Below are 12,523 nucleotides of genomic sequence, written 5' to 3' on the forward strand. Positions count from 1 at the left end.
TTAGGATTGAGTAGTTATTCAATTTTGAGTTGACAAGGCAATGTAAGATTGCAAGTTAATTCAGAAAGTTAAGTGACGATAGCCTAGGAGATACACCTGTACCCATGCCGAACACAGAAGTTAAGCCCTAGAACGCCGGAAGTAGTTGGGGGTTGCCCCCTGTGAGATATGGAAGTCGCTTAGCTATTATCCGCCATAGCTCAGTTGGTAGTAGCGCATGACTGTTAATCATGATGTCGTAGGTTCGAGTCCTACTGGCGGAGTAAATGAGCATATGAGAAAAGAGCAGTTGGCTCTTTTTTCTTTCCCTCTATTAATGCTTTTGCATTGTTTTAGAATCAGAGTGTTACTATAGTTGGAGCTTGACTCTTTTCTTTTTTGTGGTATAATTAACCGGTAAAGTTTCAACTGGTTAAGAAGGGTAGCGAAGAATGGGTCATTTAGCAGAAAAAATTAATCATTTTTTGAATGAGGTCATATTGACAGCCGAGAATCAACATGAAATTTTGATTGGTTCTTGTACGAGTGATGTACGGCTAACGAACACGCAGGAGCACATTTTGATGCTTTTGTCTCAGGAATCTTTGACAAATTCTGATCTGGCGAAAAGCCTGAATGTTAGCCAGGCTGCTGTGACTAAAGCTGTTAAGGCTTTGGTGGAGCAAAAGATGTTGCAAACTTTCAAGGATAAGAAAGATGCTCGTGTGACTTTTTATCGTTTGACTAACTTGGCGCGACCGATTGCGGAAGAGCATCAGCACCATCATGTGCACACTTTAGACACCTACCAGAGATTGGCAGAGCAATTTTCTTCTGATGAGCAGGAAGTAATTGTGAAATTTTTGGATGGTTTGATTGGAGAAATTGGGAAATGAGATATATCACAGTGGAAAATCTGTCCTTTTACTATGACAAGGAGCCTGTGTTGGAGCATATACACTATTTTCTGGATAGTGGCGAGTTTGTAACCTTGACGGGGGAGAATGGGGCTGCCAAGACGACACTTGTCAAGGCTAGTCTGGGAATTTTACAGCCTAAGCATGGTGAGGTTAAGATTTCTAAAACTAACGAACGAGGTAAGAAACTGCGGATTGCCTATCTTCCTCAGCAGATTGCTAGTTTTAATGCGGGTTTTCCTAGTACAGTTTACGAATTTGTCCAGTCTGGCCGCTATCCGCGCAAGGGCTGGTTTCGCCGTTTGAATGAACACGATGAGGAGCATATCAAGGCTAGTCTAGAGTCGGTGGGAATGTGGGAACATCGAGATAAGCGGATTGGTTCACTTTCGGGTGGCCAGAAGCAGAGGGCTGTTATCGCTCGGATGTTTGCTTCAGATCCGGATATTTTTGTCCTAGATGAGCCGACAACAGGGATGGATGCAGGCAGTAAGGAGGAATTTTACAAGCTCATGCACCATAGTGCTCATAAGCATGGGAAAGCTGTCTTGATGATCACGCACGATCCAGAGGAAGTTCGTAAATATGCTGACCGCAACATTCATCTGGTTCGTAATCAGGACTCGCCTTGGCGCTGTTTCAATGTGCATGAAAGTGACAGCGGACAGGAGGTAAGCCATGCTTAATTTATTTTCCTATGATTTTATGCAGCGTGCCTTTCTGGCAGTTATTGCCATGAGCCTTTTTTCGCCGATTTTGGGGACCTTCCTGATTTTACGTCGGCAGAGTCTTATGAGTGACACGCTTAGTCACGTTTCACTGGCAGGTGTGGCCTTTGGCTTGGTTCTAGGTTTGTCACCTACCTTCACAACGGTGGTGGTGGTTATAATCGCAGCAGTCTTCTTAGAGTATCTGCGGACTATCTATAAAAATTTCATGGAAATCGGGACGGCCATTCTTATGTCAACCGGCTTAGCTATTTCCTTGATTGTTATGAGTAAGGGCAAGAGTTCTAGCTCGATGAGTTTGGACCAGTATCTATTTGGTTCCATTGTGACTATCAGTAGGGAGCAGGTGATTTCTCTTTTTGTCATTGCTGCTGTGGTGCTTGCCTTGACCTTCCTCTTCATTCGCCCCATGTACATCTTGACCTTTGATGAGGATACGGCCTTTGTGGATGGACTTCCGGTGCGGACCATGTCTATTCTCTTCAATATCGTGACGGGTGTTGCGATTGCTCTCATGATTCCGGCTGCGGGAGCCTTGCTTGTTTCGACCATCATGGTCTTGCCGGCTAGTATTGCCCTGCGGATTGGGAAAAATTTCAAGTCGGTCATTTTGCTGGCAAATGCCATTGGTTTCTTTGGTATGATTGCTGGACTTTATATTTCTTACTATGCAGAGACGCCAGCTAGTGCTAGCATTACGATTATTTTCGTCAGTTTGTTTTTGCTGGTCAATCTGGTCAAAAAATTTATGAAATAGGAGCAGAAAATGAAAAAAATTAGCCTACTATTAGCAGGTTTACTGGGTATTTTCTTAGTGGCTTGTTCCAATCAAAAAAATGCAGATGGCAAGCTCAATATTGTCACAACTTTTTATCCGGTTTATGAGTTTACTAAGCAGGTGGCTGGAGATGAGGCCAATGTTGAACTTCTAATCGGGGCTGGTACAGAGCCGCATGATTATGAGCCTTCAGCTAAGGCAGTTGCTACGATTCAGGATGCAGATGCCTTTGTCTATGAAAATGAAAATATGGAGACTTGGGTTCTGGATTTGCTAAAAACCTTGAAAAATAAGGAAGAAAAGGTTATCAAGGCGACTGGAAATATGCTTCTGCTGCCTGGTGGTGAAGAGGAAGAAGACCACGACCATGGTGAAGAGGGGCATCATCATGAGTATGACCCCCACGTTTGGCTGTCTCCGAAGCGGGCTATTAAAATGGTGGAACACATCCGTGATAGTCTGAGCAAGGCCTATCCTGACAAGAAAGCTACTTTTGAGAAAAACGCAGAGGCTTATATCAAGAAGCTGGAAGCTTTGGATAAGGAGTTTGAAGATGGTTTAGCCAATGCCAAGCAAAAGAGCTTTGTCACTCAGCACGCAGCCTTTAACTATCTGGCGCTGGACTATGGCTTGAAGCAGGTGCCAATTTCTGGACTTTCACCAGACAGTGAGTCATCGGCTTCACGCTTGGCTGAATTGACTGAGTACATCAAGAAAAATAAAATCAAGTATATTTACTTTGAAGAGAATGCTTCCCAGGCTTTGGCTTCTACTCTGGCTAAGGAAACAGGGGTAGAGCTTGATGTCTTGAATCCGCTGGAAAGCTTGACCGAAGAGCAGACCAAGGACGGGGCAGACTATATTTCGATCATGCAGGCTAATCTAAAGGCTCTCAAGAAAACGACTGACCAAGAGGGAGCAGAGATTGCTGCTGAGAAAGAAGAGGATACTAAGACAGTTCAAAATGGCTACTTTGAAGACAGTGCCGTCAAGGATCGAACCTTGTCTGACTATGCTGGTGAGTGGCAGTCTGTTTACCCTTATCTGAAAGACGGTACCTTGGACCAAGTCTTTGACTACAAGGCTAAGCTGACTGGCAAAATGACGGCAGCTGAATACAAGGACTACTATGACAAGGGCTACAAGACAGATGTTTCCAATATCAATATCACAGACAAGACCATGGAATTTGTGGTAGATGGAAAATCCAAGAAATATACTTATAAATACGTTGGCAAGCACACTCTGACTTACCCTAAGGGCAATCGTGGAGTTCGCTTTATGTTTGAAGCGACAGATGCGGATGCTGGGGAGTACAAGTATGTTCAGTTTAGCGACCACAACATTGCACCGACCAAGGCAGCTCATTTCCATATCTTCTATGGCGGCGAAAGCCAGGAAGCACTCTTTGATGAGCTGGAAAACTGGCCAACATATTATCCAAGTAAGTTGACAGGTCAAGAAATTGCCCAAGAGATGTTGGCGCATTAATATGGACAAACTTGAGAAGACGGGACTATCCCGCCTTCTTTTTTCTATATCAGGAAATAATGATAGAAATACTTGACAAATCACGATTACAGATGTAAACTAATGTAGAATTAAATTACAAATGTAAACAACGAGGAAGTGTTAGACAATGGAACAGCAAAATATGAGCCAAGCAGAATGGCAAGTGATGCGTGTGCTGTGGGCCTACCCACACAGTCGCAGTACAGAGATTATAGAGCGTTTGGAAGCCGACTTTTCTTGGAAGCCAGCAACCATTAAGACCCTTTTGAATCGTTTGAAGACCAAAGAATTTATCGCTATGGAAAAAATTGAGGGGAAGTTTTACTACGATGCTCGGATTTTAGAAGCGGATCATCTGGAAAGTACTTGGCAGGCGCTTTTTGACAATATCTGTAACACTAAACACGGAGATCTTTTGATTTCGATGATTGAGAGAAGTCAGTTCAGTCAAGGGGACTTGGAGCGGCTCAGCCAAGTCATTGATAAGAAAAGAGCCTCGGCTCCTTTGGAAATCAAATGCGACTGCCCACAAGGCCAGTGTCGTTGCGGGCACGGAAAGGAGGTGCATTGATGAGCGAGAAGAAAGAATATAAGCTCTCAGGCATGACCTGTGCTGCCTGTGCTATGACGGTAGAGATGGCAGTCAAGGACTTGGATACGGTAGAGGATGTCAGTGTCAATCTAGCGACAGAACGTCTCAGTTTGCTGCCTAAGGCGGGATTTGACAGTCAGCAAGTGCTGGATGCAGTAGCCGAGGCTGGTTATCAGGCGCAAGAAAAAGGAAAAGACCGACTGTCCCATGTAAGCGAAGAGGCTGCGATGAAAGCGCAGGAATTGGAAAGGAAAAAGCAAGAATTACTAATTCTTTTGGTTACAGCTCTGCCCTTACTTTATATCTCTATGGGCAGTATGGTCGGTCTTCCTCTGCCCAGCTTCTTGAATCATATGGCGCATCCCTTGGTTTTCGTTCTGTCACAACTGCTGTTAACGCTGCCTGCTGTGTGGATTGGTCGCGGCTTCTATCAGAGAGGTTTTCGCAATTTGATCAAAAAACATCCCAATATGGATAGTTTGATTGCGGTGGGGACCAGCGCAGCATTTTTCTACAGCCTCTACTCGGTCGGTCAGGTTTTTCTTGGTCATCATGCCTTTGTTCATCAGCTCTATTTTGAGTCGGTTGCAGTGATTATTACCTTGGTTCTTCTGGGTAAATATATGGAAAGTTCAGCTAAGGGGAGAACGTCTCAGGCCATTCAGTCTCTGCTTGAGCTAGTGCCTAGTCAGGCGACAGTGATTCGTTATGGTGAGGCTGTGACCATTGATACGGAGGATATACGAGTTGGAGACATTATCCGTATCAAGCCAGGGGAGCGTATGCCAGTAGATGGCCTTGTGACAGAGGGGCAGACCTTTGTGGATGAGTCCATGATGACTGGAGAAAGTGTCCCGATTGAAAAGAAAGTCGGCGACACCATTACCAGTGCAACAATCAATCAAAATGGTAGTATTGACTATCAAGCAACTAGGGTGGGCTCGGATACGACCTTAGCTCAGATTGTTAGATTGGTGGAAGAAGCGCAGGGGTCTAAGGCGCCGATAGCGGCTTTAGCCGATAAGATTTCGCTTTATTTTGTTCCAATCGTGCTGAGCTTGGCTGCTTTGTCCGCGATGGGCTGGTATTTTCTGGCTGGTGAGAGCCTTAGCTTTTCTCTGTCAATCTTTATCGCAGTTCTGGTCATTGCCTGCCCTTGTGCGCTGGGATTAGCCACTCCGACAGCTATTATGGTTGGGACTGGCAAAGGGGCTGAAAATGGAATTCTGATTAAGTCTGGTCAAGCTTTGGAAGCAGCTTATCAACTGGATACCATTGTTCTTGATAAGACGGGGACGATTACGGTAGGAAAGCCCAGCCTGACGGATCTACTGCCCTTGGGTGATTTGAATCGGTCCGACCTGTTGAGACTAATAGCTAGCGCTGAGCAGCATTCTGAGCACCCTTTGGCTCGGGCTATTTTGGCAGCTGCTGAAGAGGAGGGGCTTGACTTGCTGCCTGTCAGTCATTTTGAGGCCATTATTGGACGAGGTTTGTCAGCTCGGGTTGAGGACAGACAGATTCTGGTCGGCAATGAGTCTCTGATGAAAGAAAAGAACATTGACAGCAGTGCTTTTCAAGAACAGTTGTTGGAGCTATCCCATGAAGGAAAAACAGCCATGTTTGTTGCAATAGATGGACAGCTGGCTGGTATTCTAGCGGTAGCAGATGAGATGAAATCCAGCAGCCTGTCGGCTGTGCAGGAGCTCCATTCTATGGGACTAGAAGTCATCATGCTGACAGGGGATCGTGAAGAAACAGCGACAGCTATTGCCCAGAAAGCTGGAATCCAAAAAGTCATCGCAGGTGTATTGCCAGATGGGAAGGCCGCTGCCATCAATAACTTACAGGGAGCTGGGAAAAAACTAGCCATGGTCGGAGACGGTATCAATGATGCACCAGCTCTGGTTCAGGCAGATGTTGGAATTGCCATCGGTTCAGGCGCAGATGTAGCTATTGAGTCGGCAGATGTAGTGCTCATGCATAGTGATTTGCAGGATGTAGTCAAGGCTATCAAGCTCAGCCAGGCGACCATCCGCAATATCAAGGAAAATCTCTTCTGGGCTTTTGCCTACAATACACTAGGCATCCCGATTGCTATGGGGTTATTGCATCTTTTCGGCGGTCCCTTGCTTAATCCGATGCTGGCTGGTCTGGCCATGAGTTTGAGCTCAGTGTCAGTTGTTGCCAATGCTCTGCGTCTAGGACGCTTTAAAATGAAGGGATATACGGAGAAATAACATGAAACAAACAGTCCAATTAGAAAACTTATCTTGTCAAAATTGTGTCAAACACGTCACCCAGCACTTCCTATCTATGGAGGGAGTGTCAGATGTGACAGTAGATCTTTACAAGCAGACTGCAGAAATTATTACAGAGAGACCCCTGACTGTAGAGGACTATCAGGCGGCTTTGAGCAAAACCATCTATAAGGTCTTAGGGGTGCAGGATAACTGAGCTAACTTGTAAAATAGGCCGAAAAAGTCTATAATATTAGTAATCATTTAATGGATAAGGAGAAAGCCATGAAGCAGAAAATAGTCTATCCTTTGTTATGTTGCCTCGCTCTATCGACTTTGGCGGCCTGCTCTAGCAAGGAAGTCAATTCTACTCAGACGAGTTCGAGTACTACTCAGGAAACTTCTCAAGTAGCTTCCAGCCAGAAGGTTACAGAGTCGTCGTCTTCTTCTGCTGCAAGCAGTCAAAGCTCAGCGGAAGCTAGTTCGGAAAAGACGCAAGAGGAGAAAAAAGCAATGGATATTTCGGCCTTGGTTAATGGAGACTACTCCAGTGTAAAAGGAACCTGGCAAAATACTGCTGGTCATCAGCTGGTGTTCAATGACAAAGGGTTGGTTTCCGATAGCTATGAGCTGTACGGAGCATCTCTGACAGACTATGGCACTGCTGCTGGCGGTGTGTACGGTGGTGAGACCGGTGGTTTCTTGCTAGAGTTCATTCCAAAAGGTATCAAGCTTGCAGACAGAGAGAACTTCCAAGATAACTCAGATGCTAGCCAAGATCGGCTTTGGACGGGTGTCGGGCTGAATAGCTTTGATGAGCAAGGTCAATTTTACTATCGTGTCAATGACTAGTCCTGTAGAGAGTGGGACAGAAATCGATAATTCGTTAGAATTCGATTTCGTCGTCCCCACTCAACCACTGCGTCTTGCTCGACAATCCAAAGACAATTGAGAGGCTAGGACTTTTGTCTCAGCCTCTCTTTTTTTTATTTTGAAAGAAGGATTTTTCAAGAAATGATAAAAAATTGTGCAAACGTTTGAATAAATGCTTGAAATAATGATTAAAAAAGGATATAATATTTTTATGAAAGCGCTTTGAAACTTTTAGGGGCTTCAAGGGCAACTATTTTCACATAAAGTAAAGGGGAACTTATGGTTGAGTTAAATCTGAAAAATATTTATAAAAAGTATCCAAACAGTGAGCACTATTCTGTTGAAGACTTTAATTTGGACATCAAGGACAAGGAGTTTATCGTTTTCGTTGGTCCGTCAGGATGTGGGAAATCTACAACGCTGCGTATGATTGCGGGTCTTGAGGATATCACAGAAGGAACAGCGTCAATTGACGGTAAAGTGGTCAATGACGTGGCACCGAAAGATCGTGATATCGCTATGGTCTTCCAGAACTATGCCCTCTACCCACACATGACAGTCTATGACAACATGGCCTTCGGGCTGAAACTGCGCAAGTACAGCAAGGAAGATATTGACAAACGGGTGCAAGAAGCGGCTGAAATTCTTGGCTTGAAAGAATTCTTGGATCGCAAGCCAGCGGACTTGTCAGGTGGTCAACGTCAGCGTGTTGCCATGGGTCGTGCCATTGTGCGTGATGCAAAGGTTTTCCTAATGGACGAGCCTTTGTCAAACTTGGATGCGAAGTTGCGTGTGTCCATGCGCGCTGAGATTGCCAAAATCCACCGCCGTATCGGAGCAACAACCATCTACGTTACCCACGACCAAACCGAGGCAATGACCCTAGCTGACCGCATTGTTATCATGTCAGCAACCAAGAACCCTGCTGGAACTGGAACCATTGGTCGAGTAGAGCAAATCGGTAGCCCACAAGAAGTCTACAACCACCCAGTTAACAAATTTGTGGCAGGCTTCATCGGTAGCCCAGCGATGAACTTTATCACTGTGACACTTGAGGGAAATCAAATTGTTGCCAATGGCTTGCGTTTGACGGTTCCAGAAGGAACACTGAAGGTGCTGCGTGAGAAGGGCTATGACGGTAAGAAATTGATCTTCGGTATTCGTCCAGAAGATATCAATACAGAAGCTGCTTTCTTGGAGACCTTCCCAGATTCTGTGGTTCATGCGACCATTTCTGTCTCTGAGCTTTTGGGTTCTGAGTCTCTACCTTTACTGTCAAGTTGGCGACAGCGAGTTCATCGCACGTGTAGATGCTCGTGACCACTTGGAGACAGGTGTTGGAATTGACCTTGGCTTCGACTTGAACAAGGCGCTATTTTCTTTGTATTTTGAAACAGAAGAAAACTAGTTTATTAAAATATGAGTTTAAAAAAGATAGTCAGCAAGCCAAACGGAATGCATTTGGTCTGCGGACTATCTTTTCTTTATTTTGCTTTTCCGATAAGAATGGTGGCGGCAATGGTAACTTGGGTGAGGTCAGTCCAGTCGATCTGATCTTGCTCGACATGAAAGAGCAGCGGTGTCATTGCTAAAAGAGCTGTTCGGCTTTCGGCAGTCAAGGATTGGCTGGACTCGACAGTAATCTCGGAGATTATATCGAAGTGCTCTTGGAAATGCTGGATGACTTCTTGGTTAGAGTAATCCTTGTTGCTGAGCTGTCTAGCGGCTTTTTGGCGAATTTCCTGAAGGTGACGCTCGGTGGGGATGACCTTGATGAGGAGGGCATTGTCAGACATGACTCTCCGAAATTCCTGATAATTGGCTGGAGAAAAGATATCTAAAATGATGTCCATGCTGGCATCTTGCAGTGGTAACTTAGCCAAATCACCGACGAACCAATTGACTGCGAAACTACTGTCGCTCTTGGCTGCCAACTGGATAGAATCTTTTGAAATATCGAAGGCATAGAAGGTTTTTTGGGAATGGATTTCTTGGAGTTTGCGAGAGTAGAAGCCCTCGCCGCAGCCGATATCTAAGACTGTTTTGGCAGATTTTGAGTTAGCAAGCAAGTTTGAGACAGCTTCTAAGATAGCTTGGTAAAATCCCGCTTCTAAAATCAACTGCCGATTTTGAAAACTGGCCTTATCGTAGTCTTTGGGCTGCTTGATTTGAGGTGCTAGATTGACATAGCCAAACTTGGCCAAGTCGTAAGAATGGCGATGGTGGCATTTGAGGCTATTTTCCATCAGCTGTAGTTCTTCCTTGCAGATGGGACAGGCAAAAGCGGTCGCAGTAGCAAAGCGCTGGAGTTTGGGTTTGAGGTTTGTATTCATAGTTTTAAGTCTAGCAAAAGTGAATCTTGAAATCAAGATTTGCTTCAATTTTCTTGATACAAAATGAAGAAATATAAAGGGATATCCTGTAGGAGTATCTCTGGTTGCTTTTGAACTTAATTTTATATATAATGATTACAAAGGAGGAAATCAACATGTTAAAAGAAGCATTAACAGTGGCAAAGATTGCTAAAAAATCAGGTCTCTTTTTAGGAGGCTTAGCATTTGGTACAATTGGTTTGAAGGTTCTAGCGAGTAAAGAAGCTAAAAAAGGTTATTCTAGGGCCTTGGCTAAAGCCTACAAATTGAAAGATGAACTGGATGCATCTGTTTCTGTTGTAAAACAACACGGTGATGATGTGTTACAAGACGCTAAATATTTATACGAACAGGAAAAGAAAGAAGAACAATTAGATAGCCTGACAGGTGAATAATATGTCTTTTAAAGTGCTACATAGAGGATACCAACATATCCGATTATCATCCTCTTTTTCACTGACCTTGGATATTCAAGATTATCTTCGTTCCTTGGCTAGAGATGAAAAAGGGATCGACTCTATTCAGTTTTATATAGATCAGCAGCACTTTACTCTACGTATGAAAGAGGGTTTCTCTGTATTAGAAAATGCAGAGGCCTTTTTAAAAAGAATTGATAAGGGGAAAGTTTCGGACTTGATGACTCTTCCCATTCGTAGAGAAGAGAGTGCCTATTCTATTGTATCGGGTGCAGCGATTAAGCGTTGGTTATTTAGAAGTTTTGTCCCTTATCCTGTTCGTTATATTTGGACTTGTTATCAGGCTCTAGGCTATGTCAAAGAGGCCTATCAAACTTTAGCGCGCAAGGAACTAACCATGGAGGTCTTGGACTGTTCAGCCATTTTGTTGTCCTTGTTTATGAACCAATCCAAGACAGCAAGCAACATCATGTTTATGCTTGATTTGGGTAATCATCTGGATCAGTGGTCTTTGAAAAAAACAGCGACAGATTTGGAACAGAGCCTTCTTGCTAAAGAAAGTGATGTCTTCTTAGTGCAGGGGGGCATGGTCATCAGCATCAAGAGCTCTGATGTTCAAGTAGGCGATGTATTAGTTGTCTCCCAAGGGAATGAAATCTTGTTTGATGGCCAAGTGGTTTCAGGATTAGGAATGGTCAATGAAAGTTCCTTGACCGGCGAGAGCTTTCCAGTTGAAAAAAGAGAAGCCGATCTCGTTTGTGCTAATACTGTCTTAGAGACTGGCGAATTGCTCATTCGTGTAACGGACAACCAAATGAATAGTAGGATTTTACAACTGATTGAGTTGATGAAGAGATCCGAAGAGAACAAGAATACCAAACAACGCTATTTCATTAAGATGGCGGACAAGGTTGTCAAATATAACTTTTTAGGTGCTGCCTTGACTTATCTGTTAACAGGTTCGTTTTCAAAAGCCATTTCTTTTCTATTGGTGGATTTTTCATGCGCTTTGAAAATCTCCACACCTGTAGCCTACCTGACAGCTATCAAGGAGGGATTGAACCGTGAAATGGTTATTAAGGATGGGGATGTTCTAGAAAAATATCTAGAAGTTGATACTTTCCTCTTTGACAAGACAGGAACCATCACAACTAGCTATCCTCTAGTTGAAAAGGTTCTACCTTTTGGTGATTATAACGAGGAAGATATTTTAAGAATTAGTGCCTGTCTAGAGGAGCATATCTATCATCCAATCGCTAATGCAATTGTCAAGCAAGCTGAAATAGAAGGTATTGAACATGAGGAAATGCATGGGAAACTCCAATATATCGCAAGCAAGGGAATTAAATCTCAAATTGATGATGAATCGGTTGTCATCGGAAATTTTGTCCTGATGCAAGACGAGCAAATCAATATTAGTCCTGAACAAAATGCCCTGATCGAAGACTATAAGAATCACTACAATCTACTGTTCTTGGGCTATCGCAACGATCTTATTGGAATGTTCTGTATCCATACTCCTTTGAGAAAAGAAGCAAAAGTTGCCTTGGAAAAACTCAAAGCTCAAGGAAAGAAACTGATTTTAGCAACAGGTGATACCTTGGTTAGAACGGAAGAACTTGTAAAAGATTTGCCGTTTGATCTAGTTTATACAGATTTGAAACCTGATGGAAAATTTGAATTGGTGCAGGAGTTACAGCAAGCTGGTCATACTGTCTTAATGGTCGGAGATGGCCTGAATGACTCGGCAGCTCTAACCCTTGCGGATATTGGTGTTGTGATGAATGAAAGTGCAGATGTTTCTAAGCAAATGAGCGATATATTATTATTAGATAATCGCTTGGATTTTTTTGAAGAATTAGACTCTCTGTCATCGTCTTTGCAAAAACTGATTCAGAAGAATATCCAAGAAACTGTCGTCGTAAATAGTAGTTTGATTGGCTTTGGTTTATTTAACTGGCTTAGTCCTTCCAATCTTTCTATCTTACATAACCTCACAACTTTGCGAATTGTACTTCGTAGTCTTTCTGTTAAGAATAGATAAGTAAGAAGATTTTAATCTACTATGAGCAAAAAGGAGTTATCTCAGGGAAGAGTAACTCCTTTTGTTTGTGTG

Annotated in this window: 11 protein-coding genes, 1 tRNA gene, 1 rRNA gene and 1 pseudogene; 13 read left to right on the plus strand and 1 reads right to left on the minus strand. The window is 43.6% G+C overall.

The annotated features are described in order from the left end of the window. Positions 1-68: 68 nt before the first annotated feature. The 11 genes and pseudogenes from rrf to I872_RS00735 all read left to right on the plus strand — a co-directional run bounded on the left by rrf (position 69) and on the right by I872_RS00735 (position 9,027). Positions 69-184: ribosomal RNA gene (gene rrf / locus I872_RS00685) — 5S ribosomal RNA — on the plus strand. A gap of 5 nt (positions 185-189) precedes the next feature. Next, positions 190-263 (plus strand) — tRNA-Asn (locus I872_RS00690). 168 nt (positions 264-431) lie between these two features. Further along, positions 432-875, plus strand: coding sequence for a zinc-dependent MarR family transcriptional regulator (locus tag I872_RS00695; RefSeq protein ID WP_015604259.1), 444 nt, complete (start codon positions 432-434; stop codon positions 873-875). Next, on the plus strand, positions 872-1,582 hold the full coding sequence (locus I872_RS00700; protein ID WP_015604260.1) for a metal ABC transporter ATP-binding protein: 711 nt from the start codon (positions 872-874) through the stop codon (positions 1,580-1,582). Before I872_RS00695 ends, I872_RS00700 begins: the two co-directional genes overlap by 4 nt. After that, positions 1,575-2,381 carry a metal ABC transporter permease gene (locus tag I872_RS00705; RefSeq protein ID WP_015604261.1) on the plus strand — a complete coding sequence of 269 codons (807 nt, stop codon included), beginning with the start codon at positions 1,575-1,577 and terminating at the stop codon, positions 2,379-2,381. Before I872_RS00700 ends, I872_RS00705 begins: the two co-directional genes overlap by 8 nt. A 9-nt stretch (positions 2,382-2,390) precedes the next feature. Further along, on the plus strand, positions 2,391-3,893 hold the full coding sequence (locus I872_RS00710; protein ID WP_015604262.1) for a zinc ABC transporter substrate-binding protein AdcA: 1,503 nt from the start codon (positions 2,391-2,393) through the stop codon (positions 3,891-3,893). 148 nt (positions 3,894-4,041) lie between these two features. Next, the gene (locus I872_RS00715) at positions 4,042-4,485 is read left to right on the plus strand and encodes a CopY/TcrY family copper transport repressor (protein WP_015604263.1); all 444 of its coding nucleotides are present in this window, start codon (positions 4,042-4,044) and stop codon (positions 4,483-4,485) included. Then, complete coding sequence (locus I872_RS00720; protein ID WP_015604264.1) at positions 4,485-6,746, plus strand: heavy metal translocating P-type ATPase; 2,262 nt, start codon at positions 4,485-4,487, stop codon at positions 6,744-6,746. Before I872_RS00715 ends, I872_RS00720 begins: the two co-directional genes overlap by 1 nt. A gap of 1 nt (position 6,747) precedes the next feature. After that, a complete protein-coding gene (locus tag I872_RS00725; RefSeq protein ID WP_015604265.1) occupies positions 6,748-6,963 on the plus strand; it encodes a heavy-metal-associated domain-containing protein in 216 nt (71 codons plus the stop codon). A 68-nt stretch (positions 6,964-7,031) separates the two neighbouring features. Beyond that, complete coding sequence (locus I872_RS00730; protein WP_015604266.1) at positions 7,032-7,598, plus strand: DUF6287 domain-containing protein; 567 nt, start codon at positions 7,032-7,034, stop codon at positions 7,596-7,598. Positions 7,599-7,898: 300 nt separating this feature from the next. Then, positions 7,899-9,027: pseudogene (locus tag I872_RS00735) on the plus strand (ABC transporter ATP-binding protein). Positions 9,028-9,103: 76 nt separating this feature from the next. Here the strand turns inward: I872_RS00735 and I872_RS00740 are convergent. After that, positions 9,104-9,952, minus strand: a complete 849-nt coding sequence (locus I872_RS00740; RefSeq protein ID WP_015604267.1) for a methyltransferase domain-containing protein — start codon at positions 9,950-9,952, stop codon at positions 9,104-9,106. 155 nt (positions 9,953-10,107) lie between these two features. On the opposite strand from I872_RS00740, the gene I872_RS00745 reads away from it, so the two are divergent. After that, the gene (locus tag I872_RS00745; RefSeq protein WP_015604268.1) at positions 10,108-10,386 is read left to right on the plus strand and encodes a DUF6110 family protein; all 279 of its coding nucleotides are present in this window, start codon (positions 10,108-10,110) and stop codon (positions 10,384-10,386) included. Position 10,387: 1 nt separating this feature from the next. Beyond that, the gene (locus tag I872_RS00750; RefSeq protein WP_015604269.1) at positions 10,388-12,451 is read left to right on the plus strand and encodes a heavy metal translocating P-type ATPase; all 2,064 of its coding nucleotides are present in this window, start codon (positions 10,388-10,390) and stop codon (positions 12,449-12,451) included. The last annotated feature ends 72 nt before the right edge of the window (positions 12,452-12,523 follow it).

It is taken from the genome of Streptococcus cristatus AS 1.3089 (assembly GCF_000385925.1).
GTDB lineage: Bacteria > Bacillota > Bacilli > Lactobacillales > Streptococcaceae > Streptococcus > Streptococcus cristatus_B.

Coding starts and splice junctions, on each gene's coding strand:
- I872_RS00695 (WP_015604259.1), top strand. CDS start 432: ATGGGTCATTTAGCAGAAAAAATTAATCATTTTTTGAATGAGGTCATA.
- I872_RS00720 (WP_015604264.1), top strand. CDS start 4,485: ATGAGCGAGAAGAAAGAATATAAGCTCTCAGGCATGACCTGTGCTGCC.
- I872_RS00725 (WP_015604265.1), top strand. CDS start 6,748: ATGAAACAAACAGTCCAATTAGAAAACTTATCTTGTCAAAATTGTGTC.
- I872_RS00740 (WP_015604267.1), bottom strand. CDS start 9,952: ATGAATACAAACCTCAAACCCAAACTCCAGCGCTTTGCTACTGCGACC.
- I872_RS00710 (WP_015604262.1), top strand. CDS start 2,391: ATGAAAAAAATTAGCCTACTATTAGCAGGTTTACTGGGTATTTTCTTA.
- I872_RS00750 (WP_015604269.1), top strand. CDS start 10,388: ATGTCTTTTAAAGTGCTACATAGAGGATACCAACATATCCGATTATCA.
- I872_RS00730 (WP_015604266.1), top strand. CDS start 7,032: ATGAAGCAGAAAATAGTCTATCCTTTGTTATGTTGCCTCGCTCTATCG.
- I872_RS00745 (WP_015604268.1), top strand. CDS start 10,108: ATGTTAAAAGAAGCATTAACAGTGGCAAAGATTGCTAAAAAATCAGGT.
- I872_RS00715 (WP_015604263.1), top strand. CDS start 4,042: ATGGAACAGCAAAATATGAGCCAAGCAGAATGGCAAGTGATGCGTGTG.
- I872_RS00705 (WP_015604261.1), top strand. CDS start 1,575: ATGCTTAATTTATTTTCCTATGATTTTATGCAGCGTGCCTTTCTGGCA.
- I872_RS00700 (WP_015604260.1), top strand. CDS start 872: ATGAGATATATCACAGTGGAAAATCTGTCCTTTTACTATGACAAGGAG.